The following is a 23,362-nucleotide window of genomic DNA, read 5'->3' as shown; positions in this document are numbered from 1 at the left end:
GACGCGCTGGCGTATATCCCGCCCATGTTCGCAGACGTGCTGCAGCGTGAGTATGAGCAGGCGGCGGCAGGGATCACCCAGCCGAGCGCTCGCGCTGTTCGGTCTGCGCTGAAATGCTTCACCACGCCGCGCTTGCGGGACACGCTGCTTGCCGCACTGCTCGATGACCCGCAGGCGGGCCTTGCGTTCATAGAGAAGGTTATGCGCGCTGTCCCGACCAGCTGGCCAGGCATGCGCTCGCAGCTCACCGCCACTGTTGCCGTGCTCGCTCACGCCACAGGCCAGCCGGGGCTAGCTGGCGTGGCTGCGCAGCGAGCCACCGAGATCGGGCCAGACGAGAACTTCCCGTCGCTGGTGGCGAAGCTGACCGATATCGGCCAGGGCGAGCGGATGGTCGAGCTTGTCCGCGAGGGCGCTGAGAAGACCCGCACGATCTTGTTTGCCGAGTAGCACCACACACCCCGTTGTAGCAATGCAACGGGGTTTCTTTTTCTCGCGGGGCCTTGGCTTGCGACGACAGACACCGCAACGAGGCAGGGGAGTGACCTTTAGACAGCAGAGCTGTCTCCAACAGACGGATTGACCACCAATCCGAACAAGGAGGCACGTGATGCGCGACATCACCCACACCGACCTGGAACTGCTCTACCAGCTCGCCGACGGCATCGACGGCGAGGACGCCGATCCGGGTGCAGCACAAGAACTGCGCGACCTAGAGGCGGCAGGCACACCGCTGCCCTGGGCAGTGTTGTAACGACAGCGCAACCGCCCCGCAGCAGCAAAGCAGCTGCTTAAGTACCCAAATTGCACGGCAAATCACACCCACTCACGTAAGGAGAACCAACATGTCCAACCCCTTCAACAACGGCACCATCGTCGGCAACGCAGCTCGCGCACCGAAGCTGTTCGAGCACGCAAACGGCGGTGCGACGGTGAAGCTCAGCGTCTATGCGCGCAACACCTTCAAGAACAAGTCCACCGGCAAGGTGGAAAGCGAGATCGTGGAGCTGACCGGCTACGTCCAGGACGCCGCGAACCCCGGTGTGTTCGGCTGCATCGGCTCCGGCGATCGCGTTGCGGTGAGCTACTCGCTCAAGACCGACGTCTACACCGACAAGGACGGTGTGAAGCAGTACCCGCTGGTGGCGCGCATCGACACGGTGCAGCTGATCGATTCCAAGAAGGAGTCCGCTGCTCGCGCTGCCCGTCGCGGAGGCGAGGCGGCGACCGCCGCCCTGGCTGGCGCTGAGGGCGAAGAAGTACCGTTCTAACTACGAAACCCCGCAGGGAACGATACGACCTGGGGTTTTGTGAAGCGATTTCAAACGCATCTAGTGGCGCCATTTATGGTTGGGGGCATGGGCGCAGGAAAAAGTGATTTCGACGTTGTAGGTGACCGTGCGGACGATCCGGAAGAGATGGTGCGCCTGCGGTTCGATGTCGCTTACGACGGCACGGACTTCCACGGTTGGGCGCGCCAGAAACCTGCCGGTGGGGAAGAGCTCCGCACGGTGCAGGGCGTGCTGGAGGACGCGCTGAGCCTGATCCTGCGCTACCCGGTGGAGCTGACGGTGGCCGGCCGGACGGACGCGGGAGTCCACGCCGCCGGGCAGGTGGCGCATGCGGATATTCCGGTGTCGTCACTGGACCAGAGGTCGATTGAGGGGGATCCGGGGAGGTTGGTGCGTCGATTAGCGAAATTGCTTGATCCCGACGTGCGCGTTTCGGCAGTGTCCGCCGCGCCCGACGGCTTCGACGCGCGTTTCTCGGCGTTGACGCGCACCTACCGCTACCGGGTGACCACCGCGGACGGCGGCGCGCTGCCCCTGCGCGTGAGGGACACCGCGGTGTGGCCGAAGAAGGTGGACCTGGACGCGGCGCAAGAATTCGCGAATGCCGTGGTCGGGCTGCACGACTTCGCGGCGTTCTGCAAAGCGCGGCCGCACGCCACCACGATCCGGGAGGTCCGCTCGTTCGAGTGGCGCGACGTGTCCACCGGTGAGGAACCCGAGCTCTACGAGGCGGTCATCGTCGCCGACGCGTTCTGCTGGCACATGGTCCGCGCGCTGGTGGCCACGTGTCTCGACGTCGGCTCCGGCAAGCGCGACGGTGAGTGGGCCGCGGCTTTGCTGGGGGAGAAGGAACGCTCTGCCGCGGTGAGTTTGGCACCCGCAAATGGGTTGACCCTCCTCGGCGTCGACTACCCGGCAGATAACGAACTCGCAGCTCGCGCTGCAGTGACGCGCGACCGGCGCGACGCTTCGGAGGTGCACTCCGAGTCTTCCCGGGCGACGGAATAGACTGCTTGGGCAGGAATTGTCCGAACGAGTCGCCCCCGGGAGGTAGCGCATGGATGCAGTCGGTGCCGTGTGGTTGGCCATCGCTGTATTCACATTGCCGGGGCTGATCTTCGCGTGGGTCGCGGGCGCGAAACTGCCCGCTGCGGCCGCGTCGTCGCTGCCCGCGACCTTCGGCATCGTCGGGTTGGGCAGCTGGATGTACGGCGCGATGGGAATCCGCTTCGGGTGGCCGTCGTTCATCGTTTTCTTAGTGCTCATGCTGTGTCTGGCGGCCGGGTGGCGCTACGCGTTCGCGCGGCGGGCGAGAAAACGCGCGGCGAAGAATTGGGTGCGTGCCCTGTGGCCGGGCGACTGGCGGCGCGGCAGTATCGCCGACCCGTCGTGGGTGCTGCCCGGCGCCGGCGTCGTGGCTGGCGCGTGGATGCTGATCGCCAAGCAGCTCGAACTCCAGTCGAAGGTGCCCGGCCAGCTGGACAATATTGTCCAGGGTTGGGACATCCAGTGGCACGTCAATGCGGTGCGCTTCATCATGGAGGAAGGCATTGCCTCGCCCACGCGGATGGGCGAGCTGCAGAACCCCGAAACGCACATCGATCTTTTCTATCCTTCCGCTTTCCACGCGGCGACGGCGCTGTTTGCCAGCGCGGGCGACCTCGCCCCCGTGGAAGCCGTGAACCTCGCGTCGATCGTGCTGCCGAGTCTCGCCCTGACCGCCGGCGCCGCTGGTCTGGCGTGGGCGATGGCGCGCGGCCGCGGCATGGTCGCGCAGATCGCCGCGGGACTGGCCGCCATCGCGGTGTACGCCTCGCCGGTGCTGGTGTGGATCCCGGATTTCGTGGGCATGCGCCCCTACATCGTGGCGATCGGACTGTCCGGCATCGTCATCGCGTTGTTCCACCAGGTGCCGCGCTACCGCGCGCTGGCCCTGCCGACGCTGTTCGCGTTCTTAGGCATGATGCAGGTCCACCCGTCCGCGGTGCTCGTCGTGGTGCTCGCCGTGCTGCTGTACTGGCTGACCTACCTGGTGTGGCGCCCGGACCGCTCGCGTGTTAGCGATGTCCTGTGGCTGGCCATTCCGGCGCTCGGCGCGACGGTGGCGTTCCTCCCGCAGCTCATCGCCGGCCAGACTCAGGCCGAAGAGGTGAACACCTGGGACGCCAGCGAGAATGTCACTTCAGGGGAGGCCTGGGAGAAGGCGTTCAAGATGAGCACCCGCCACGTGGGCGAGTTCTTCCCCGACTTCGACCCGACCATCCTGCTGTGGCTCGCCGGCTTCGGCGCGATCGCCATGGTGGTCTGGCGCGGGCAGGTGTGGGCGCCCGTCTTCTACGGGCTCATGACGGCCAGCGCGGCGCATGCGCTGCACCCGTTCGACGGACTGTGGGAACCGCTTTTGACCCTGCTCGGGTCCCCGCACTACAACTCCGCGCACCGCATCATCACGGTCGTGGCGCTGACCGTCATCGCCGGTGCCGCTGTCGGCGCCGCGATGATCATCCGCGTGTTCACGCTCGCTCCCGTCGCTGCCCGCTACGGCACCCGCCCGTGGGTGTGGGGCACGTCGATTGCCTCCGCTATCCTCGCGGTTCTCGTCGGGTGGGGCACCGGCGCCTGGGCGTCCACCGTCGCCGTCGACGGCGCGAAGATGTCCTTCGACGCCTCCCGCCTCAACGACCGCATGGTCGACGACGACCAGCTCACGGCCTACGCCTGGCTCGCCTCCCGCCCGGAGGCTCACGAGGGCTTAGTCATGGGCGAATCCACCGACGGGTATTCCTGGGCCTACGCCATCGACGGCGTGCCCACAGTCGCCCGCCACTACCTGTGGCCCAACGGCGGCCTGGGCGTCGACTCGAACCTGCTCGCCGACCGCGCCGGCCAACTCGGCGCCGGTGAACGCGGCCGACCGAACGAGAAATCGCCCGCCGACGACGCCGCCGCCGACCTGGGCGTCCGCTTCATCGTCTCCTCCGGCAACACCTTCTGGCCCGGGCCCAAAAACTGGCAGGTGGACAAGGCCCTGTGGACCACCCCCGGCGTCACGCCCGTCTACCAGCGCGGTCGCGTGACCATCTTCGCCGTCAACGCGCAGCTCACCCCAGCTGAGATCAAGGAACTCCAGCGCGACGCCGTCGCCAACGGCGGCTCCACCGAGCTGCCTGAGCTGACTCCGACGAGTGAGGAGCTGGCGGCCGCGGGCGTCGAATAGCGTTGCGCACTTCAGTGCGCATTTTCGGGTTGAAGCCCGCCCCGCATGCGCTTAGCGTCGTTTAAAGAAGCCATTGCTAATCGACGGGGGCGTCCACATGGCTCAGCACACTCATGCCGTTTCGGGGGAGACAAAGCAGGCGCGCAGGCTGTTGCCGACGACGCGTTCGCAGGTTTCGGGGCACCGTTTCATGCGCCGGCGCGTGGAGCACGGGCTCATTTACGGGGATATCCGGATGATTCATGATCCATTGGCGGCACGGCGTCGTTCGGCGATCTTCGGGATGGTCGCGGTGGCGCTCATCGCGGCGGGATCGGGGCTGTTCGCGTGGTTGCGGCCGAATCCGGATCCGGGCGCGGCGGCGATTCTGCGGGCCAATGACGGGGCGATGTACGTGCGGGTCGGGGAGGTAGTGCACCCGGTGACGAACCTGACGTCGGCGCGACTGATCGCAGGCAGTGCGGAGGAGCCGCAGCGCGTGGGGGAGGAGCGACTCACCGAGATGCCGCGCGGTGTGCCGTTGGGTATCGCCACGGCGCCGGCGATGTTCGCGCCGGGTGATGCGGTGGATGCTGCGTGGTCGGCGTGCGAGGGGGAGGAGCGTGTCACGGTTGTCGCCGGGGAACCGGTGCAGCAGCTTGCCGACGGGCAGGCTGTCGCGGTTACTCAGGGCGGCAACGAGTGGATGCTCACCAATGAGGGGCGCGCAAAACTCCCGCCAGACAGCGATGCACAGGGCAGGCTGATCCGACGCGCCCTGGGCATCGACGCGCGGGTCGTCCGCGCAGACATCAGTGCGCCGGTGCTGTCCGCGATCCGCGAACTTCCGCCGGTCCGCCTGCCACACCCATTGCCGCGCCTGTTGCTCGCCGACGGCACCGACGAAGCATGGGCTGTCACACAGCATGGCGGCATTCAGCCCGTTTCGGAATTACAGAAGCAGTTGCTTATCGACGCCGCCGCACCCACCTCAACCTCTTCCCCCTCCCAGATTGCCGCGTATCCGGATGCCCAAGTCCCGCTAGATATCGCCGTTCCGGAGAAAGCGCCGGAGTGGGTTGATCCACAAGGATCGGCCGTGTGCGTGACGGAGTCAGGCTCTGTTGCACTCGTTGCCCCAGATTCGGATGTCTTGACCGCAGGATCGGTCGAGCTGTCCGGTGACAGCCCCGCGACCCATTTCGTCGGGTTAGCCTCCGGTGCTGTCGGCGTCGACACCGGTGCCGGCTACCACGTCGTGTCCGCTTCAGGTCAGCGCCATCTGGTGGATACCAGGGACAACCTCGACGTCGTCGGCGCACTGCACGTGGACACCGTTCCGTGGAGCATCCTCAGTCTCCTGCCCGAAGGCCCGGCCCTCACACGCGAGGCAGCGCTGACCGCGACCTACTGATAGCGCTGCGACGCCAGTCAATCTGGTCTCGGTGCACTACCTTCGCGGCGAGTTTTAGCCGTGGTGAATGGAGCGATGCCGGGGTCGGCCCTGGAGGAGTATCCGTCGAAAAGCGCCCACTGCGGCAGCAAGGGCGGCGACGAGCACGACGCTTGCGACCGTGAAACTGCTTCGGTGTGGGGCAGCGGAATCAATGGTCGCAATTGGGCGCGCACGCAGCGGTGCGGTGTCGGGGCTCTGCTCGCGTTCGACGAATGGGACAGCCCGCAGTGGGTCGACGGCCCCGCCGTGCGGTTCCGCGGAGGCGGTGATCATGATAGTCAGTGCAGCTAATCAGGCGGCTTCAAAGGCATTCGGCGAGCGGTAGCCGGACCATGAGTGCAAACGTTTCGTGTTGTACCGGGTGCACCACCGAAACACATCCCGGCGGCACACCAGCTGACTTGGAAAAACAGGCTCATCCTGAAGGACTTCCCGCTTCAGTGACGCGTTGAACGACTCCGCCAACGAGTTATCCGCACTCGTCCCGATCGCTCCCATCGACTGGGTGACGCCGAACTGCTCACACAACCTCCGGTACTGCTCAGAGGTATAAACACTGCCGTGATCCGAGTGGAAAATCGCCCCATTCAGGTCTCCTCGTACCTTCCAGGCCATCGTCAGGGCTTCGGATGATAATCCGCATATCTGTGGGGTATTTGTCGAGGTTAATGCCCAGTGGTTCCCCGGCCCAGGATCGCATCCGGGAAGTGATGTCTGCGACATAAGCGTCCGTGGTGTCGCTGACCGTACCGCCCGCGCGGATGATGCCTTGTTTGATGCCCTCGCCGAGCGTGGAGGCGATGTCGCCGATCTGCCAGGTCACCGGCAACCCCACCGAATACGCCAGGCCTTGTTGGTTGAGGTGTCTCAGAAAGGCCTGGGATCCGCCGGCGGAATCCGTGCGTATCAGCAAACGCTTCCCCCACTCCTGACCATCGACGCGGTTGGGGATCGCGGCCAAGGCCTGGTCGAGGACGTCCTTGTGGTCGTCGGCGGTATTCGAGCCGACGTTGTCCGGACGCAGCAGGACGGCTGCGGGTTCACCGGTCAGCCCGTCGCCGTGGTCGATGATCGCGCACAGCGGGTGGAACCCGTAGTGCTTCTTCCAGGTCGGGGCCGCTTTTTCCTTGTCTGAGTGGGCGAGGATTTCCGTGGCGTCCAGGTCCAGAACCAACGGAGCATCGGTGCTGGCCGCGGCGGCGGGGTTGCGGGCACCGCAGGCGGTCCAGTCCGCGGTACGGGCTGTTTTCATGCCGGCCAGCACCGCGGTTGTGCCGGCACCGGCAGCTTCGTCGTCGTGGTCGGCGAGTTCCTTGCGGCGGCGGTGCACCGTGGAGTGCGACGGCACCTGGTCGACCAGGCCGGTGGCCACCAACGGGCCCAGGAGATCAACATCGCCTGCGTCGTCCCCGCTGAGGGCCAGTGCCAGGGCTAGTGCGGTCATGGTGTGCAGCAGGTTCGGGTTCTGCCACTCGGCCAGTTCCACGTCGATGGCATCGGCGACTTTGACGGCGTCGGCGGTGGCGGCCAATAACATGAGTCCGGCGTTCGAGCACAGTTGAGCAGGAGCGGGGGTACCGACATGGAAGCTGGTAGTCTTCACCCTGAAGGTGATCCTTTCGAGCAGGCAAATTGTGACATCAACAACTACTAATTTACCTGGTCAAGGGTCACTTTCCTTGTATCTTCACCACGTGTCAGCCCGCTTCCCGTGAAAACACCGGGTTACCTTCTCGAATATGTTGACCGACAGTGAACGACCCCTCATTTTTTTAACCCAGAAGTTGACGTGACCACCCGAGGTATCGCGGACTTTTGTCCGGAACGTCCTCTTCCGCCCCCTGAATGGGGCTGACCTGCACTAATACTACTTTTGGGGGATCGACGTGAGCGTCGGCCCGGGTGATGGGGTCCGCTCAGCGCCACTCCGACATCGCGTCATCGCGCAGGAAACGGCCCGTGGCCGCCACCGCCGGTCCCGAGGACTCCGCCCCGGCGACGAAGGTGCAGAACGCCAGGTCACCCTTGATGCCGGCGAACCAGCCGTGGGCGGGCCGGTTGCCCCCGACCTCCGCGGTCCCGGTCTTGCCGCCGAGACCGTCGATGTCGCTCAGGCTGGCGGCGGTCCCGGAGTCCACCGTCTCCGCCATCATCGCGCGCAGGGCCCGCACTGTCGCCGGGTCGAGCGGCTCGGGGTCCTGGTCGGCGGTGGTCTCCTCACCCTGGATCAGGGTCGGCAGCACCATCCGGCCGTTGTTGCCCAGGGAGGCCTCCATGACGGCCAGCCCGAAGGGGGAGGAGAGGACCTCGCCCTGGCCGATGGCGGCCTCCACCCGGGCCGCGCCGGGCTCGGTGACGGGGACGGAGCCGGTCACCGTGGTCATGCCGGGCGCGGTGAAGTCCACGCCCAGCCCGAGGCGCGCCGCCGTGTTCCTCATGTCGTCCGGCTCCAGATCCTGGGAGATGAAACCCTGGGTGGTGTTGCAGGACTGGGCGAAGGCCTGCGTCATGGAGACGTCCCCGAGGGCGAAGTTGCCGTCGTTGGGGATGACGCGGCCGTCGATCTCCGCGGTGGCGGGGCAGGCGACGGTGGAGTCGGGTACCACGGTGCCGCGTTCGAGGGCGGCGGCGGTGGTCACCGTCTTGAAGGTGGAGCCGGGCGGGTACAGCCCGCTCAGCGAGACGGGGCCGAGGGCGTCGGCGGCGTCGTTCTGCGCGACGGCGATAACCCCGCCGGTGGAGGCGCTGAGGGCGACGATCGCCGCGGGCTGCTCGATCGGCTCCAGGGCCCGCTTCGCGGCCGTCTGCACCCCGAGGTCCATCGTGGTGCGCACGGGTTCGCTCTCCTCCGGTTCCACCTGCCCCAGGATGGTCGTGCCGGTGGGGGAGGTGGCCTGGAGGGTCCAGCCGGCGTCGGCCGTGATCTTCTCCGACCAGTAGTCGCGCAGGCCGCCGTCCACCGGGGAGGCAGTGTCCCGGGTGGGGCCGAGCATGCGGCCCTCCTCCCGCAGGTCCAGTCCCTTGATCGCCCGCAGGGCGTCCCCTATCACGGCGAAGTCCCGCTCTCGGAGGGTGAACAGCCCCACCGGGGAGCCGTCCCCGGACTCGATCTGGGCGGTGACGGATTCGGCGGTGGAGGTCGGCACGACCGGGCGGACGGCGGCGGCGATCTCCCAGGCCCGCGGGATCAGCTCCGGGCCCGCGGAGACGACGGTGACAGGTGTCCAGGACAGGATGTCGGTGCCGTTGCGGTCGGTCACCGGCAGAGTGAAGGTCTTGTCGTCGGAGTAGAGGAAGCGGCTGTCCCCGTTCAGCTCCGTGGAGAAGATCCGCTTGTCCCAGGTGATGAGGTCGCTGTCCTGTTCGGAGAGGGTGATCGTCCCGGTGGTGGTGAACTCATCGCCATTCGGGACGGTCCAGGTGGCGGTGATCTCGGTGGCGCCGTCCTCCTCGCCGCCGGCGTCCAGTTCCACGCTGGTCCCGCCGATGCCCGCGCGCAGCTGCTCCAGGTCGGCTGCGGCCCGGGCGGGATCGTCGCTGAGTGTGGCGGCACCGGCGTCGTCACCGGCGTTGAAGGCGGCGACGAACTCGTCCACCGCGTCCCGGAACCAGGGCACGGTGCAGGAGGAGAGCGCGAGCGCCGTAGCGGCGAGCAGGGCGGAGACACGGACAGTGGTGCGGGTGGTCATGCCGGATGAGATTAGGCCCACGGGCTCACCGCTACCACGTTCCCGCACGACTTCCGGCCAGTCGGGAGACGAATATCGCCTGCTCGGCGGGGTGTTCTCCGGTGGGAAATCTCAGCGCGACATGCGCAGTTCATCGACGAGTAACCGGGCGATGCGGCCGATCGCGGCGTCCGCGGCCGCGAGGTTCGGGCCGCTGCGGGCTGAACGGGTGATCACGGCGACGACGATGGGTGCCTCCTCGTCGACGGCCACCACGGAAACCTCGCCGCGCACGGGGCCGATCGTCCCGGTCTTGCCGTGGAAGCGCACGCCCCCGGCGGGGAAGCCGGAGGGGATCCGGTGGCCCCACACCTGCTGCCCGAGCACGGTCCGGGCGAAGGCACGGGAGACCCCGGTGAGATCCGGGCCCGTCCAGATCCAGTCCAGCAGGCGGCACAGCTGGCGTGGGGTGCTCACCGAGCGGTAGGTGGCCGGATCCTGGTGGACCCGGGGGTAGGAGACCAGCAGCCGGATCGCCTCGCTGGCCGCGGAGCCGTCCTCTGGAAGGGCCGGGAGTTCGGACTCGGTGGTGCCCGGGGCGACGATCGTGGTGTCCTCGAGATTCGCCAGGGAGACGACCTCCCCGACCAGGCCCGGTGGGAGACGCCGCTGCAGCACCCGGGCGGCGATGCTGTCGGAGAGCACCACCATCTGACGCACCAGATCCCGCAGGCTCATCGTCACGGGATCGGCGAACAGCCCCACTCCCGGGGTCCCGACCGGGCCGTCATCCGTGCTGAGCGTCACCGCGTCGAGCGGATTCAGCAGCCCGCGGTCCACGGCTAGGCAGAAGGCGGCCAGGAGGTGGACCTTGTACATCGACGAGATGCTGGTCTGACTGTCGGCGCCGACCCCGACGCCGGCCGCCTCTTCGCCGACCGGGTGCGCCCAGCACCAACCGTCACAGCCCGCGGCGACCAATTCGGTGCCGATCCGGGCCCGCAGGCTCCTGGTCATCCGGTCTCTCCCAGACGCCCGAGGGAGCGCCGCAGGGCACGGTCCACGACGTCGCGCAGATCCCGCTTTCCGACGGCCCCGCCCCGTTGCGGCGGCACCACACACCGCAGCCGCAGGTGGAAGGCCGTCGGCATCGGGAACGCGGGCAGGCCCCCGAGTTGATCGGGGGTGAGCAGCACCATCGCGCCTCCGGCACCGAGCCGCGCGGCCAGGGCCGTCCGGTCCGGCCACAGCTCGGTCTCCGGGTGCAAGCCGATGGTGAAGAAGGCGTCGGCCAGGCGTCCGGCGGCCGCCGGGCTGACGGCGGCGGTGTTGTCCAGCAGGGTGTGTCCCCGCAACGCCGCCCAGGTCGCGGGCTTTTCGGCGGGCCCGGCGAGCAGCCGGGGAACCTCGTGCAGCTGCCCGCGAGACAACTCACCCGTCGGCGCCGGGTCCTCGATGACGGCACAGTCCAGACGGCCCTCGCCCACCCGGGTGACCAGCTGCGACACCTCGGCCGTGTGCACACTGACCCGGCCGACGTCCCGCAACGCGGAGGTGAGGTCGAAGGCGATGCCCGGCGGCACCGAGGGGGCCAGCCCCACGCGTACCTCGGCCCCGGCGTCGGTGATGGCGTGGGCCATGCTCTGCAGTTCCGTGGCGTCCCGGACCAGAATCCGGGCCTGCGGGAGCAGGGACCGGCCGGCCTCGGTGAGGGTGGCACCGGTGGCGGAGCGGCGGATCAGGTCGAGGCCGAGATTCGACTCCAGACGTTTCAGCCCCTGGGACACGGGGGACTGGGTCAGCCTCAGCCGCTCCGCGGCACCGGTGACGCTGCCCTCCTCGGCCACGGCGACGAAGTACTCCCAGTGCCGGAGGGAATTCGGTCGAGTTGTCATGTGCCCCGAGCCTAGTGGAGGGGACTCTGACGAGCTGAGCGAGGTACGGGGAACAAGGGCTCACCGGGCCTGTCGTGCAGCGGATTGCCGTGGTGGGTCCAATTCAGGCGAAGATGCGTATGACAGCCGAACCGGCACCGTCCCGGGCCAGGGGAGAGACCCCTTTTCCCACGGCACCAGAACTGATCTGTGCGAGGGGGAATCGGCGAACTTCAGCTACCTGACCGCCACCCTGGATGCGTCCATCCGTGGAGCGGGACCCGCGGTCGGGGAGTGGCCGGGCAGAATCCACCGGGTGGAACCCCGGTCCCCTTCGAGGACGACCCCGACCTGACGGACAAGCGGTTTACGGGCAGTGGAGGAGATCCTCGACTGAGAGCCGCACGCCCGAGGTGGTCCGGGAGATGCGGGGCAATCCGGAAGAACTCGAACGGCTCGGCATTGAGGCGAGCAACGAACGACAACGCGGCGGGAAACCACAGGTTTCTCGCCGCGTTCGGCCTGGTTCAGACCAACTACCGGTCAGCCGCGCAGCGTCTTGAGCGCCTCCGACCAGGCGGTGACCTGGTTGAACACATCGGTGAGAGCGCCGGTGGCGCCTTCGGTCGGGGTGAACTTCGACATGTCCTCGAAGTCGGAGCTGAAGGGCAGGAACACCTGGGCGCGGACGTCGGCCATCTGCAGTTCCGCGGCGATCAGCCGCCACGCCTCCACGGAGCGGGTGCCGTCGGCGCTGCCGTAGCTGACGAAGCCGATGGCCTTGTTGTTCCACTCCGCGTACAGGAGGTCCACGGCGTTCTTCAGTGCGGCGGGCACGGAGTGGTTGTACTCCGGGGTGACGAAGACGAAGCCGTCGTAGGAGGCGATCTTCTCGGCCCAGGCCTTGGTGTGATCCTTCGAGTACTGGCCCATGGCCGGGGCATGGGCTCATCCAGCAGGGGCAGGTTCTGGTCGGGCGATGTCCACGAGCTCGAACTCGGCGCCGCCGTGCTGCTGCGCGTGCTCGTGCACCCATTCGGCGACCTGGGGTGCCAGGCGGTTGGGGCGGGTGCTGCCGACGATGATGGCGATGCGGGTCATGGTTTTACCTCCGAATAGTGGTGGTGGTGACATTCCCGTCTCCCACGCTAGCTGTACTTCCCCGTGACGTTGTGAACGCGTTGCAGGGGGAGTTAACCCTCCGATAGCAGTGTGAGCCCGGTTGCAATTGTAATCGTGGATGAACCCCGCATACGCTGCGGGGTTATTTTTTCAACCATTTCACACGCCAATTTGCTGCGAATCACTTGTGCAGTTTTACGGTGCAGTGGTGCGGTGCTTTTACTGGCGTTTCTGCTGCGCAACTCACTGCACTATGTAGTGTCTGTGACATTTCATTAACACGTAGGTTGCACTGTGTATTGGGCACCCATTTCATCGACACGTTTACTGCGCAATCAAATGCCCTGTCACTTTAATGACATGTGAATTGGGCAGTGAAGTGGTTTGTCATCCTATTGACACCTTTACTGCGCAACAGGATGACAACGACATTCTGCAGGTCTGTGTGCTGGCATGTTTGCTGTGCAGCACATGCGCCGTCGTACACACCGACGCGCTGCGCAATATCTCCGCCACTTAACCGGCCAATTCGCTGCGCAACGTAGTGACACTTGGCCCCGCTTAGCCGAGATTTCTTCGATTTTCGCCGAATCTCAGCGGTTTCATACCGCAGATGACCGACGACGCCGACGGCGCCCTGTACGGCCCGCAGACGGGCGTGCAGAGCGCATGGTGAGCTGCTAAAGCTCCATACCGCCGTCACGATCACGCTGCTGTTGCTGCTGGCGGCGCTTCTCGATACGCTCGCGCGCACGTTGCTGCGCCCCGCCCTTCTTGCCTGAGGTCTGCGACTGCTTGAACAGCGTGTAGCGCTCAAGCAGCTCCGGGCTGCGATGCAGTTCTTGCACCAGGAACTTCTTGTCCAGATGCTCCAACTGCTGTCCTGACTTCACCGCTTCTTCGATGATGATGGCTGCTTCATCTTCGGCGTCCGTGTGCGCGTTGCGGCGGATCTGATCAGCCTCATCGCGGGCATCCGTGCGCGTTACTGCAGCGTCGCGCGTGGCCTCGTCGCGGATGCTTGTGGCCTCATCTCGTGCTTCGCTGCGGATCGTCTCAGCGTCGCGCTCAGCCTGCTTACGGGCCTCGTCGGCTTGGCGTGTGATCGACTCCGCTTCGCTGCGGGCTGCGGCTGTAATCTCGCCCGCCTTGGCCTGTGCAGTCTCTTCGGCTCGTTCGAGCAGCTCGTCTGCTTGCGCTTCGGCAAGGCCCATGGTCTGCTCGGCTTCTTGCTTGGCCTTCTCGCGCGCGTCACTGCGGATCTGCTCGGCTTCTTGCTCTGCCTTCTCACGTGCCTCGTTGAGCACACGCTCGGCAACAGCGCGAGCCTGTTCTTCGGCGTGCTGCAACACACCTTGCGCTTTTTCGTTGGCAGCTTTTGCCTGTTCAAGTTCTTTTGCTGTTTGCTCGCGGTCACGATCAATTGCGTCCATATCGCGCTGCACGGATCGCTTCTTGACTTCCACATCATCCTCGCGCTTGGCGAGATCGCGCTCCCGGTCTTGTTGCTCGGTGTAGCGGTCGAGGTTGAGTGACTCGTCATGACGTTCGGAGACTTCTAGTTCCACCGGATAGCCGAGCGAGTGCATGTGTTCGCGCAGGCCCCGTTGCGCGTCGATGAACTTCTGGTTACCCGAGATCTGCTTGCCCTTCTTCGGGCCGGATGTGTACCGCACTGAGGTGTCAGTGTTGTACGCGATGCCGGGGCGGCAACGGAGCTTGTCGGGATCTTCGGGCTTCGGTGAGAACGTATCCGCCTGGAACTGGATGTGTGGCGTTGATTCGTCAAAGTTCATATCACCGCCAGCGACTGCGTCGATACCGCCGGGGATGAAGTTTTCTGCAAGCCAGCGCATTGACTCTTCGAGGTACTGCTTTGCTTCCTCGTAGTCGCGGGCGACATAGCGCGGACGTTTCACTTCGCGCCCGTCCACCTCACTGGTGTAGTAGTCGGGGATCTCCTTGCACATCGACTTCGGCAGATACACGACGAACAGCGACGTCTTGAAACTGTTCTTCTGCACGCGCACTCCGTCCATCCGAGGCGTCTACGGCCGCCACAGGGCCGTACAGCCGCTGCCACAAAGATGAACCAATCGAGTCGCGGCGCTACACATTTGCATCAACAGCTGCCGCTGGATCTGCTGCAGCGGGCGCTCGCGAAACACACGTCGCTGGCGGTGCTCGTTACATGCGCTTGCGCGCATATGGCCGCCGCGAACGTGATGCGTCTGCACAGATACTGTGCTTATGGCACGGGCCGATATGGAGTGTGTTATTCGACCCGTGTTGTTATCACCCGCAGCAGCATCAACACCGCCTTGCGGCGGATGGCTCGCTGCGGGATGTTCACCACCCTGCAATGACCGCCTAGCGGCGGTGCCAGAGTGCAGGGTGTGGCTGTGCGCACCACGTTAACGATGTCGGTCTTGCCGTTCGGTTCGACGCCGTGGCACGTTCGCAAGCTCACGTTGCACACGGCGTGCGCGATGACGCGGGAAGACGCCGCAAGCGGCGTTTCCACCCGTCATCGGCCCTTACTTTAAGACCGACATACAACGACTGACGCCGTATGTGGTGCGCACAGCGTGGCGACCTGCAGATTTTGTGTAGGCACCATGTGCGCTTCGCGCATCAACGGGCCGTTTCGGGTAAGGGTCGAAGACCGCATAAAGACCCGAAACACGCAGGTCGCAGCCCCCTTCTGTGTCAAAACCCCTATATGTTTGTCGTTATAGGGGTAGAAGGGGGAAAAGGGCATAAGGGGGTGCGACGCCTCCGCTGCGCTCCGGCGCTCGGCATAGCCGAGGCACTGCACCGGGTATTACTACTCGCTGGCGCTCGCATAACCCGGTGCCCGGCGCTGGCGCGCCGCCCCTCATAGCCCCAGACTCAGACCTCGCTCGCTCGGTCTGGCTGGGTCTACCTTTCCCTCCGCTGCGCTCCGGTCAAGGTGCCCAATAGTGCAGCTGGCGCTGCACCTTGTGTGATGACCCATGCTTTACGTCACGACACTGCCGGCAATCCGATATATCCCGTCGATATGTAATCGGATATGCCAGCATCGATGTGTCGTGTTTGGGTCATCACGAAACGCTCCATCACGGCAAGCCTGCCGAGATGGATATTGGCGTATCTCACGACGCGTCCATTATGCGGCGTCCGCCGCATATCATCTGCCGTCGCGGTCACAACTTCAGCAACATGACTGTTGCTGAAATCTGCTCTGTCCACGCTGCTGTCTTTGCTGCACCCACGGCCCCGTCTTCGGCATATTTCAAGTCCACACAAGACTATGCCGGCCAGAACCGCGCATAACAGCAGCGCGACATACCGCCAGCCATGTGGCGGATGATCCAGGCGACGGGGCAGACGTGTATATGCCCCGTCGCCGATACCGGCGCAAGCATCGTGACAGTGTCACGTGTAGCGGTGCCGCAGCCACCCGCACACACGCGAAAACCCCGCCCTTGCGAGCGGGGTGTGTAGCGACATCAAACGTGACGGCTGTACGTCGTCACGCCGCGTGGCCGTACACACATGAGGTGATTGCGTGTACGGCTAAAGGGTTAGTCGGGTACAACTTCTAGATGCCGCTTCGGCTTACTGCCCTCGGTGCTCTCAGGCGTGTCGCCGTCACCGTTCTCAGGTGTATCGCTGTCCCCTTCGGTGCTGGCGGACTTGTCACCGTCGAGATTCACCTCGAACTCTTCGGCATACTTGCGCAACTGCGCAAGGCGCTCCTTTGTCGCTTTGTGTGCACGGCGCGCCTCGTTCACGGTATCTTTTGCTTGCTGCTCATCGCGCAGCGCTGCTGCGTAATCGTCTCTGAAAGACATGGTTTGTTCTCCTTGGTTGAATGAACTGTTTATTTGGACTCGGGGCACGACGGTGGAGCGCGCGTGTGTAGTAGCACGGCCATCACCCATCAGCCCTCGCACTCAGTTCAAGACCCAGCCTGACTAGCTGAGCTAAGCGGCGGGATCTCGTCGTAGGCGGGTTTGTCCGCATTAGTGCTTCACACCGCCCAGCACCGTGACGAGCTGCTGGCGCTGCTCATCTGTCAGTTGGGGCGCTGCATTCACGACGGCATCGACGAAGCCGTCGAATAGCTGCGGGGCAGGGCGGCGTGCGGCCGCGAGGTAGGCGTCGAGATCGTCTTGGCGAATCCGATAGGCGGTGCCGAAACGGTGGAATGAAAGACGGCCCTCTTTAATAGCTTTTCGCAACGTGGACTCGGAGCCGACGCCGAGATCGGCGAGTTCCTGCAGCGTGTAAAAGCGTGGCGCGACGGCGGTAGTCGTGTCCTTTTCGGACATAGAAAAACGCTCCTGGGCAGATTGATCTGTCCCGGAGCGGGGTGCTTTACCGGCTTGCTATTCAGGCGGCTTGGAGTGCCGTGCTCAACTCGCTAGAACGGTGGTCTGCCGTCCCATCGCTTTACGGGAGCGCTTACTCCCTACCTGACCGCTTTTGTGGTTGGCAATGCCGTTGCCGACCGGTCTATCTCGTCGGAGGAACCGCGCCTATCACGGTCGAGAGGCTGTCTCTTTATGAATTATCCTCGGGGTTATCCCCCGTATGCGGCTGGCTAAACCAAAAACGAATTAAAACGCCACATACGGTCTGGGGGCCATCGTACGGAACTTATGCGTCGCGCACAATAGCCTGCGACCTAATCTTTACGAATCGAACCGAGCACGTTTCTACACGCCACGTGGCACGGCTGGGGTGTTGTGGTGGGGCAGCTGTTGTGTGGCGGCATGGTGACACGCAAGGGGCGCGCCTTTTTGTGACCTGTGACACGTCTATAGTGTGCTCGTTTCGTAGTTTTGACCTCGTTTCGTAATTTGCCGATCAAAATACGAAAAAATTACGAAACGCTCTACCTGCGGTTTCGTGATTTCCGCAAACGAAAAGAACAAAACTACGAAACACGCGATAACGCTGTGACCTGCATAGACACGTCACATTTCGGCGGTGTTTCGTAATTTTGCGGCATTTCGACCCAAACCTTTTAAGAGAGAGACACAGACACGCATTGCAGGCACATGTCTACGACACAGAGCGTCCTCGTTGAGGGCACGCTGCAGGGGTTGCAGCTATGTGACACGGGACACAATCGCAATCAAGGTGTCTCTTCTTATTTAGATTTTCTTCAAAAAGTGGAAAAATTACGAAACGAAAACCATTTACGCTGCTCAACGTATGTTTTTGTGTTTCGTAGTTTTGTTCTTTTCGTTTACGAGATTACGAAATGACCCGCAAATACCTACCGTGACCTGCGGTGATGTGTTTCGTATTTTTCTGCGTAATTTCACGTCGCCCGAAGCAGACACCCTGCCGTGTGCTTGCTGCAGGGCTGCGGCCGTCCCTCCATGTGGAGCGTCAGTGTCGATGCTGTAACTTAAACGTACATACATTTGTGACGCTCTCGTTACGTGTCTGTGCATTGCCGAGCTCTTTACTGTTGTGTGTGGGCGCGCAGCCGTAGTGTCCGTGCCACTCCGAGTAGGGCGCGTCGTACCCCAAACCCATGTTCAATTAAATTCCAATCCAGAGAGGTCTTGCACTGTTGCGGTGCGGTTGTCTTCTTTCTCACCGTATTGGACCCTGCGAAATTAATTGGATACGATAGGCCCATGTTGATTTCAGGTTCCGTTTTCATGCGGCCGCTCACCAGCCGCTAAGGCGGTTTTCTCCCTCCCGCAGGTTAGAAACCGCTCCGGTCCTTTAGCCGGGCGGCCATTTGCCATGCCCGGCTCCGTTTCAACTCCACGGAGCACACCTGATGTCTACATACGGATACGGCCGTCACGAACATGGCCAAAATTTTCTCACAGACCAAAAGATCATCAACTCCATCGTCGATCTTGTAAAACAAACCTCCGGCCCCATCATTGAGATCGGGCCAGGAAGCGGTGCCCTCACCCACCCGATATCCCACTTGGGGAGGGCAATAACGGCAGTTGAGGTAGACGCAAAACTAGCTGCCAAACTCACAAAAAAGACCGCCTCGGCGTCGGTCGAAGTGGTCCATGATGATTTCCTCAACTTCCCGTTACCCGCCACTCCCTGCGTCATTGTGGGAAACATTCCCTTTCACCTCACCACTGCCATTCTTCGAAAGTTGTTGCATGCGCCGGCATGGACTGACGCTGTACTCCTCATGCAGTGGGAAGTCGCTCGCCGCCGGGCCGGGGTAGGTGCAAGCACGATGATGACAGCTCAGTGGTCCCCATGGTTCACGTTTCACCTTGGTTCCCGAGTACCAAGGTTTGCTTTCCGGCCACAGCCAAACGTTGACGGGGGGATCTTAGTGATCCGCCGGGTGGGTGACCCGAAGATCCCGATAGAGCAACGCAAAGCCTTTCAGGCGATGGTGCACACCGTTTTCACCGCCCGGGGACGCGGGATAGGGGAAATTCTCCGAAGGGCAGGGTTGTTTTCATCACGTTCAGAGACACAATCATGGTTGCGCTCGCGAGGAATCGACCCCGCAACCCTACCTCCCAGATTGCACACCAGCGACTGGATCGATCTCTTCCAGGTGACTGGTTCCTCTTCACCGCGCCATCGGCCCATTTCACAATCGGGAAGTAGTCAACGCCCTCCTCAACGGAAAAATCGAGGCCGGCGGCGGTAATCCCCCCACCACCAAAACCGAAATCCACCAGTAGTAGTGAACGACCCATGTTCGTCTACCGTGAGCCGCGTTATGGCAGTGACGTGTTCTCGTCGGGCACAGTCATAGTTCCCGGCGTTGCCAGCGACAGGGTTCTACACCCAGCAGCGGGACCGATCAAAACCACCCGCACGGGGAACGACCCTGCTGGTGGTTTCGATTTTGATGAAAGCGAGGAGACATAGCCCCTCGCCAACTCCCCGTAGCTGGCGAACAGTAGCTCCTGGCGCTGGCGCTCGTTGGTGAGTTTGCGTGCCACATCGAAAGCCTTATCGACTTCCCGGTCCAAGTTGTTGTGAGCCTTGAGCAGAATTGGGTCCATCGATAACGGGTTGTAGTGCTCCGCGAGTGACCGCTGGGGGTGCCGCTCGCGTGCCCGCAGCACCAACTGTCCAGCGTCGATGATTCGCTGCTGCGCCTTCTCATCTAGTTCACACAGAGCTGGTCCGCAGTTGTAGCTCCCGATGTACTCCGAAAAACGGAAAAAATAAATAGTGGGGATACATCAACCTTCCACTTTCCATTCTTCCGGCTCAGAGTATTGAGGGGTCTGGGACCGGGTCCGTAAACCCTTTATGTTTTTCGCGCACAGCGGTTTTTAGCGACGCACCCTATAGGTTTTCCGCAGAACTTATATGTGTTTCTGTGCACCCCATATGTTGTCTGTTTTAGCGGTATTTCGTTGTTAATTCCGCACGCGCGCATCAAATGGTTATTTATCGACGACACTCCGTCGAGTTCAAGTTTAACGTGTAGTGCTTAACCTCTGCGATGAACTCTTTGATCCCGGGACGTGATGAGGACTGGGGCTATTGTGCTCCCCCGAACGCTACGGCCCGGGGACACGAGGCTGTGTCGCAGGTGCAGGCGAGAGGACCACTAGCGAAACACAGACCGCTGAGTCGACGCAGTCACGGTAAAGACGGAGCCGTCTAGGCGGTGCTCGAGGTTGCGCGAGATACGGTGACGCTGGGCGTCGGTAAGCGATGCACATTCCGCGACATCGATGGAAAGCTGGACTTTGCCGTCCGTCGTGTTGACGCCCTGGCCGCCCGGAGTCGACGATTTCGCGAAACGCTCCGCGAGATCGGCGGCGATGACCGCACCGTCGGGGATCCCCGGGCCGGGCGCAATGGTCATGTCGTTCATGCCGCCCAGCCTAGGTGCCCACAACCCTTTCTCGTCTCGGCGGAAGCGGAGACCGCGTCGCGACGGCCGGGATCCAGCCTCAGTATTATCCTCGTCGCCGGTTGATTCGAACGCTTTTGGCTCCTCCTTCTCCCGTCGGGCTTCGATTTCAGCGGCCTCCGCAGGTGGCAGTGATCGCTGGATCCGCTCGAACTATCGGTTCCGATCAGCGGTCGAAGGATTTTCGCAGCAGCCGGACCTGCGGCGCCGGTGCCGCCGCCGTAGCCTGACGAGCATCCCCGCCATGACGGCCATCACGACGGCGGTCCCTGCACCGATGATCCAGGGATTACCGAGGAGCCCACCGACGCCTGCGAGTGCTCCGCCCGCCGCGATGAACGGCAGGCCGCAGCAGAGCAGCGACGGAAGCGCGCAGCATGCCAGCAAGAGCAGCCCGGTCACTGCAGCGACGACGGGACCGGCGCGCCATTCGTCGCGGTCCTGATCGGCGCTCATCGTCTGCTTCAGGATGAGATCTCCCCGATTGCCTGCGTTGCCGTTCATGCGCAGCACGACAGCAGCGACGGGTCGGTGGTGAAGGCCTTCGCGGCGATCCGGATGCCCTCGGCCATGGTCAGGTAGGGGGCCCAGGCGTTGGCGACCTCGGCGACGGTCCTGCCGAGCACGTGGACGCCTGCGGCGGCGAGCTCCCCGGCGTCCTTGGCGACGGCGGTCAGGCCGAGGATCTCTTTCGTCTCGGCGTTCACGACGATCTTGATGAACCCGCGGGTGTCGCGGTTGACCAAGGCGCGGGGCACGTGGTGCAGGGGCAGGACGCGGCAGTCGCAGTGGATCCCCGCGGCGAGGACGTCCTTCTCGGTCATCCCGACCGCGCCGATCGCGGGCCCGGTGAACGTCACCCGCGGCAGGCGGGCGTAGTCGACGGACCGGTCGGCGTCGGCGAACGCGTTCTCGGCGACGAGGGTGCCGTGGTGGGCGGCGACGTAGACGAACTCGGGGTGCCCGGTCACGTCGCCCGCGGCCCAGACCCGCGGGTTCGAGGACTGCAGCCGGTCGGAGACGACCACCTCGCCGGAGTCTCCGGTATTCACCCCGACCGCATCGAGGTTCAGGCCATCGGTGACGGGACGGCGTCCGAGGGCGACCAGGACCTGGTCGGCGCGGAACTCCTGCGAGCCGCCGGACAAGGCGGCGGTCACGACGGCCTCGCCTCCCGTGCCGCGGGAGACCCGGGTGGGCACTGCGCGGCTGACGACGCGGATGCCCCCGTCGGCGAACACCTCCTGGAGCGCCTTCGACACCTCCGGCTCCTCCTTCGAGGCGAGCCGGGACCGCACGAGCAGCGTGACCTGCGAGCCGAGGCGGGCGAACAGCTGCGCCTGCTCCAGGGCGACGTAGCCGCCGCCGAGCACCAGCAGCGACTCGGGGACCTCCGTCAGCTCCATCGCCGTGGTCGAGGTCAGGTATCCGGTCTCCTCCAGGCCGTCGATCGGCGGTGCCCACGGGCGAGAACCAGTCGCGACCAGGTAGTGGTGGGCCTCGATGGTCTCGACGCTTCCGTCGGATCCGGCAACATCGAGAACCGGCGCATCAGGGGTGCCCACGAACGAGGCGTCGCCGCGGAGGACCTGCCAGCCGTAGGAGTCGGCGACGTCGGCGTACTTCTCGCCGCGCAGCGACTCCACCAACGCTTGCTTCCCAGCGATCAGCGCGGGCATGTCGACGGGATCCGCCGTCGTCGCGATCCCGGGGAACCGGGTTGCGGCATCGACCGCGACGTGCCGCGCGCCGGCCGCGGCAATGAGCGCCTTCGACGGGACGCAGCCCGTGTTCACGCAGGTGCCGCCGAGCGTCCCGCGCTCGATCATCACCACCGACTTCCCGAGCGTGCTGGCGCGGATCGCAGCGGCGAACGCGCCGCCTCCCGATCCGATGATGGCGAGATCGTACTTCGTAGGCATCGCTACTCCTGTCAACTCTTGGCTTTCTGCTCTGTCTCATCCATACTGGACCTTCCAGTGCAGGGGAAGGTCAAGCGCGGCCACGGAGGGAGACAGCAATGTGGATCGGAGAACTCGCCGAGAGGGCGGGCACTACCGCGAAGACCCTTCGCTTCTACGAGGAACAGGGCCTTCTGCCCCCGACCGAGCGCACGCCGTCCGGATACCGCGACTACGCGCCCGAGACGGTCGCTCGGATCGACTTCATCCACCGCGGCCAGGCCGCGGGTCTCACTCTCGCCCAGATCCGCCAGATCCTCGACATCCGCGACGGCGGCCATGCGCCCTGCGAGCACGTGCGCGACCTGCTTGACGTGCGCCTCGCTGAGATCGAGCAGCAGATCGCGCAGCTCTCCGTGCTGCGCGACACTATCGCGGACCTTAGCCAGGACGCCGCGCACCCGGATCCTGAAACGTGCAGCACCGATCAAGTGTGTAGATACTTGTAGACGGCGGGAGTCAATGACTCAAACGCTACAACCCCGATATGCGCTAGCGCATGTCGATGCCGCCGGTGCCCACCTCGATGATTTTGGTGGTGGCCGCGATAGCACACAGCAGCGGCATCGGGGCGGAGGCCTGCAGTGCGAAGTGGTGGACTCGGAAGGACGCGTTGTTCACGCCGATTTCGTCCGCAGCCTGGGTGATCTCCAGACGAGTCTTGGCGATCTTTTCCGCAGATGGCCCGCACTAGCTGCCGAAGGCGTAATGCCCGAAGCTTAAGAAGCCGAACGCTTTCATTGGATAACACTCCTTTTGATGGTGTTAACGAGAGGGGGTAACTTTGCAACGACATACCGTTGAATTTAAGTTCAATGTGTAGGTTAGCCGAATAAGAAGCTCTGACAGATGGTGGGGTAATCCTGCTCTGACATCTTATTCCAGCTTGGATGCGCTGGGATTAGGACTGGTCACGTGTG

18 protein-coding genes and 4 pseudogenes are annotated in these 23,362 nt (G+C 63.9%); 8 read left to right on the top strand and 14 right to left on the bottom strand.

Annotation, left to right across the window (positions count from 1 at the left end; all coding sequences use genetic code 11):
• From HMPREF2617_RS12275 to eccB, 6 genes are all read left to right on the top strand, one after another.
• Nucleotides 1–450, top strand: a 450-nt coding sequence (locus tag HMPREF2617_RS12275; protein ID WP_246821694.1) for a DUF4192 family protein, incomplete at its 5' end; no start/stop codon positions are given.
• 160 nt (nt 451–610) lie between these two features.
• Entirely contained in the window at nt 611–754 is a 144-nt protein-coding gene (locus tag HMPREF2617_RS12025; RefSeq protein WP_016456431.1) for a hypothetical protein, read from the top strand.
• 91 nt (nt 755–845) lie between these two features.
• Complete coding sequence (locus HMPREF2617_RS04035; protein ID WP_016456430.1) at nt 846–1,271, top strand: single-stranded DNA-binding protein; 426 nt, start codon at nt 846–848, stop codon at nt 1,269–1,271.
• A gap of 147 nt (nt 1,272–1,418) precedes the next feature.
• Nucleotides 1,419–2,300, top strand: coding sequence for a tRNA pseudouridine(38-40) synthase TruA (gene truA / locus HMPREF2617_RS04030; RefSeq protein ID WP_083279290.1), 882 nt, complete (start codon nt 1,419–1,421; stop codon nt 2,298–2,300).
• 49 nt (nt 2,301–2,349) lie between these two features.
• The gene (locus HMPREF2617_RS04025; RefSeq protein ID WP_070570997.1) at nt 2,350–4,509 is read left to right on the top strand and encodes a DUF6541 family protein; all 2,160 of its coding nucleotides are present in this window, start codon (nt 2,350–2,352) and stop codon (nt 4,507–4,509) included.
• Between the two features lie 97 nt (nt 4,510–4,606).
• Nucleotides 4,607–5,902, top strand: coding sequence for a type VII secretion protein EccB (gene eccB, locus HMPREF2617_RS04020; RefSeq protein ID WP_070421280.1), 1,296 nt, complete (start codon nt 4,607–4,609; stop codon nt 5,900–5,902).
• A gap of 333 nt (nt 5,903–6,235) precedes the next feature.
• Here the strand turns inward: eccB and HMPREF2617_RS11620 are convergent.
• From HMPREF2617_RS11620 to HMPREF2617_RS03965, 9 genes and pseudogenes are all read right to left on the bottom strand, one after another.
• Nucleotides 6,236–6,580, bottom strand: a pseudogene (locus HMPREF2617_RS11620) (integrase core domain-containing protein); the annotation flags it as partial.
• Nucleotides 6,486–7,547 carry a transposase gene (locus HMPREF2617_RS04010; RefSeq protein ID WP_256375550.1) on the bottom strand — a complete coding sequence of 354 codons (1,062 nt, stop codon included), beginning with the start codon at nt 7,545–7,547 and terminating at the stop codon, nt 6,486–6,488. The pseudogene HMPREF2617_RS11620 and the gene HMPREF2617_RS04010, both read right to left, overlap by 95 nt.
• 313 nt (nt 7,548–7,860) lie before the next feature.
• The gene (locus HMPREF2617_RS04005; protein WP_070840071.1) at nt 7,861–9,633 is read right to left on the bottom strand and encodes a penicillin-binding transpeptidase domain-containing protein; all 1,773 of its coding nucleotides are present in this window, start codon (nt 9,631–9,633) and stop codon (nt 7,861–7,863) included.
• A 111-nt stretch (nt 9,634–9,744) separates the two neighbouring features.
• The gene (locus HMPREF2617_RS04000) at nt 9,745–10,629 is read right to left on the bottom strand and encodes a serine hydrolase (protein ID WP_070421284.1); all 885 of its coding nucleotides are present in this window, start codon (nt 10,627–10,629) and stop codon (nt 9,745–9,747) included.
• On the bottom strand, nt 10,626–11,507 hold the full coding sequence (locus HMPREF2617_RS03995; RefSeq protein WP_070421285.1) for a LysR family transcriptional regulator: 882 nt from the start codon (nt 11,505–11,507) through the stop codon (nt 10,626–10,628). Before HMPREF2617_RS03995 ends, HMPREF2617_RS04000 begins: the two co-directional genes overlap by 4 nt.
• A gap of 522 nt (nt 11,508–12,029) precedes the next feature.
• Nucleotides 12,030–12,587: pseudogene (locus tag HMPREF2617_RS03990) on the bottom strand (NADPH-dependent FMN reductase).
• 701 nt (nt 12,588–13,288) lie between these two features.
• The gene (locus HMPREF2617_RS03985; protein WP_246821693.1) at nt 13,289–14,632 is read right to left on the bottom strand and encodes a hypothetical protein; all 1,344 of its coding nucleotides are present in this window, start codon (nt 14,630–14,632) and stop codon (nt 13,289–13,291) included.
• A 1,545-nt stretch (nt 14,633–16,177) separates the two neighbouring features.
• Complete coding sequence (locus HMPREF2617_RS03970) at nt 16,178–16,447, bottom strand: hypothetical protein (protein ID WP_049181627.1); 270 nt, start codon at nt 16,445–16,447, stop codon at nt 16,178–16,180.
• A 171-nt stretch (nt 16,448–16,618) separates the two neighbouring features.
• Entirely contained in the window at nt 16,619–16,927 is a 309-nt protein-coding gene (locus HMPREF2617_RS03965; protein ID WP_024058948.1) for a helix-turn-helix domain-containing protein, read from the bottom strand.
• A 1,472-nt stretch (nt 16,928–18,399) separates the two neighbouring features.
• Here HMPREF2617_RS03965 and erm point away from each other — a divergent pair.
• Nucleotides 18,400–19,254 (top strand): 23S ribosomal RNA methyltransferase Erm, encoded by an 855-nt coding sequence (gene erm, locus HMPREF2617_RS03960; protein WP_070840062.1) that lies wholly within the window; start codon nt 18,400–18,402, stop codon nt 19,252–19,254.
• A 70-nt stretch (nt 19,255–19,324) separates the two neighbouring features.
• On the opposite strand, the gene HMPREF2617_RS12445 is transcribed toward erm, so the two are convergent.
• The 4 genes and pseudogenes from HMPREF2617_RS12445 to merA form a co-directional block, all read right to left on the bottom strand.
• The gene (locus tag HMPREF2617_RS12445) at nt 19,325–19,678 is read right to left on the bottom strand and encodes a type IIL restriction-modification enzyme MmeI (protein ID WP_371441289.1); all 354 of its coding nucleotides are present in this window, start codon (nt 19,676–19,678) and stop codon (nt 19,325–19,327) included.
• Nucleotides 19,679–20,052: 374 nt separating this feature from the next.
• Nucleotides 20,053–20,442, bottom strand: a pseudogene (locus HMPREF2617_RS03950) (peptide chain release factor I).
• 192 nt (nt 20,443–20,634) lie between these two features.
• Nucleotides 20,635–20,985, bottom strand: coding sequence for a hypothetical protein (locus tag HMPREF2617_RS03945; RefSeq protein ID WP_005293255.1), 351 nt, complete (start codon nt 20,983–20,985; stop codon nt 20,635–20,637).
• Nucleotides 20,982–22,403, bottom strand: coding sequence for a mercury(II) reductase (merA, locus tag HMPREF2617_RS03940; RefSeq protein WP_070840059.1), 1,422 nt, complete (start codon nt 22,401–22,403; stop codon nt 20,982–20,984). The genes HMPREF2617_RS03945 and merA overlap by 4 nt, the downstream gene beginning before the upstream one ends.
• 98 nt (nt 22,404–22,501) lie before the next feature.
• Between merA and HMPREF2617_RS03935 the strand changes: the two genes are divergently transcribed.
• The gene (locus HMPREF2617_RS03935) at nt 22,502–22,891 is read left to right on the top strand and encodes a heavy metal-responsive transcriptional regulator (protein WP_005290994.1); all 390 of its coding nucleotides are present in this window, start codon (nt 22,502–22,504) and stop codon (nt 22,889–22,891) included.
• A 46-nt stretch (nt 22,892–22,937) separates the two neighbouring features.
• Here HMPREF2617_RS03935 and HMPREF2617_RS12440 read toward each other — a convergent pair.
• Nucleotides 22,938–23,183, bottom strand: a pseudogene (locus HMPREF2617_RS12440) (alkane 1-monooxygenase); the annotation flags it as partial.
• Between the last annotated feature and the right edge of the window lie 179 nt (nt 23,184–23,362).

It is taken from the genome of Corynebacterium sp. HMSC070H05 (assembly GCF_001837615.1).
Taxonomy (GTDB): domain Bacteria; phylum Actinomycetota; class Actinomycetes; order Mycobacteriales; family Mycobacteriaceae; genus Corynebacterium; species Corynebacterium coyleae.
The sequence above is the reverse complement of the archived record's forward strand: the minus strand, read 5'-3'. Positions and strand labels throughout refer to the sequence as shown.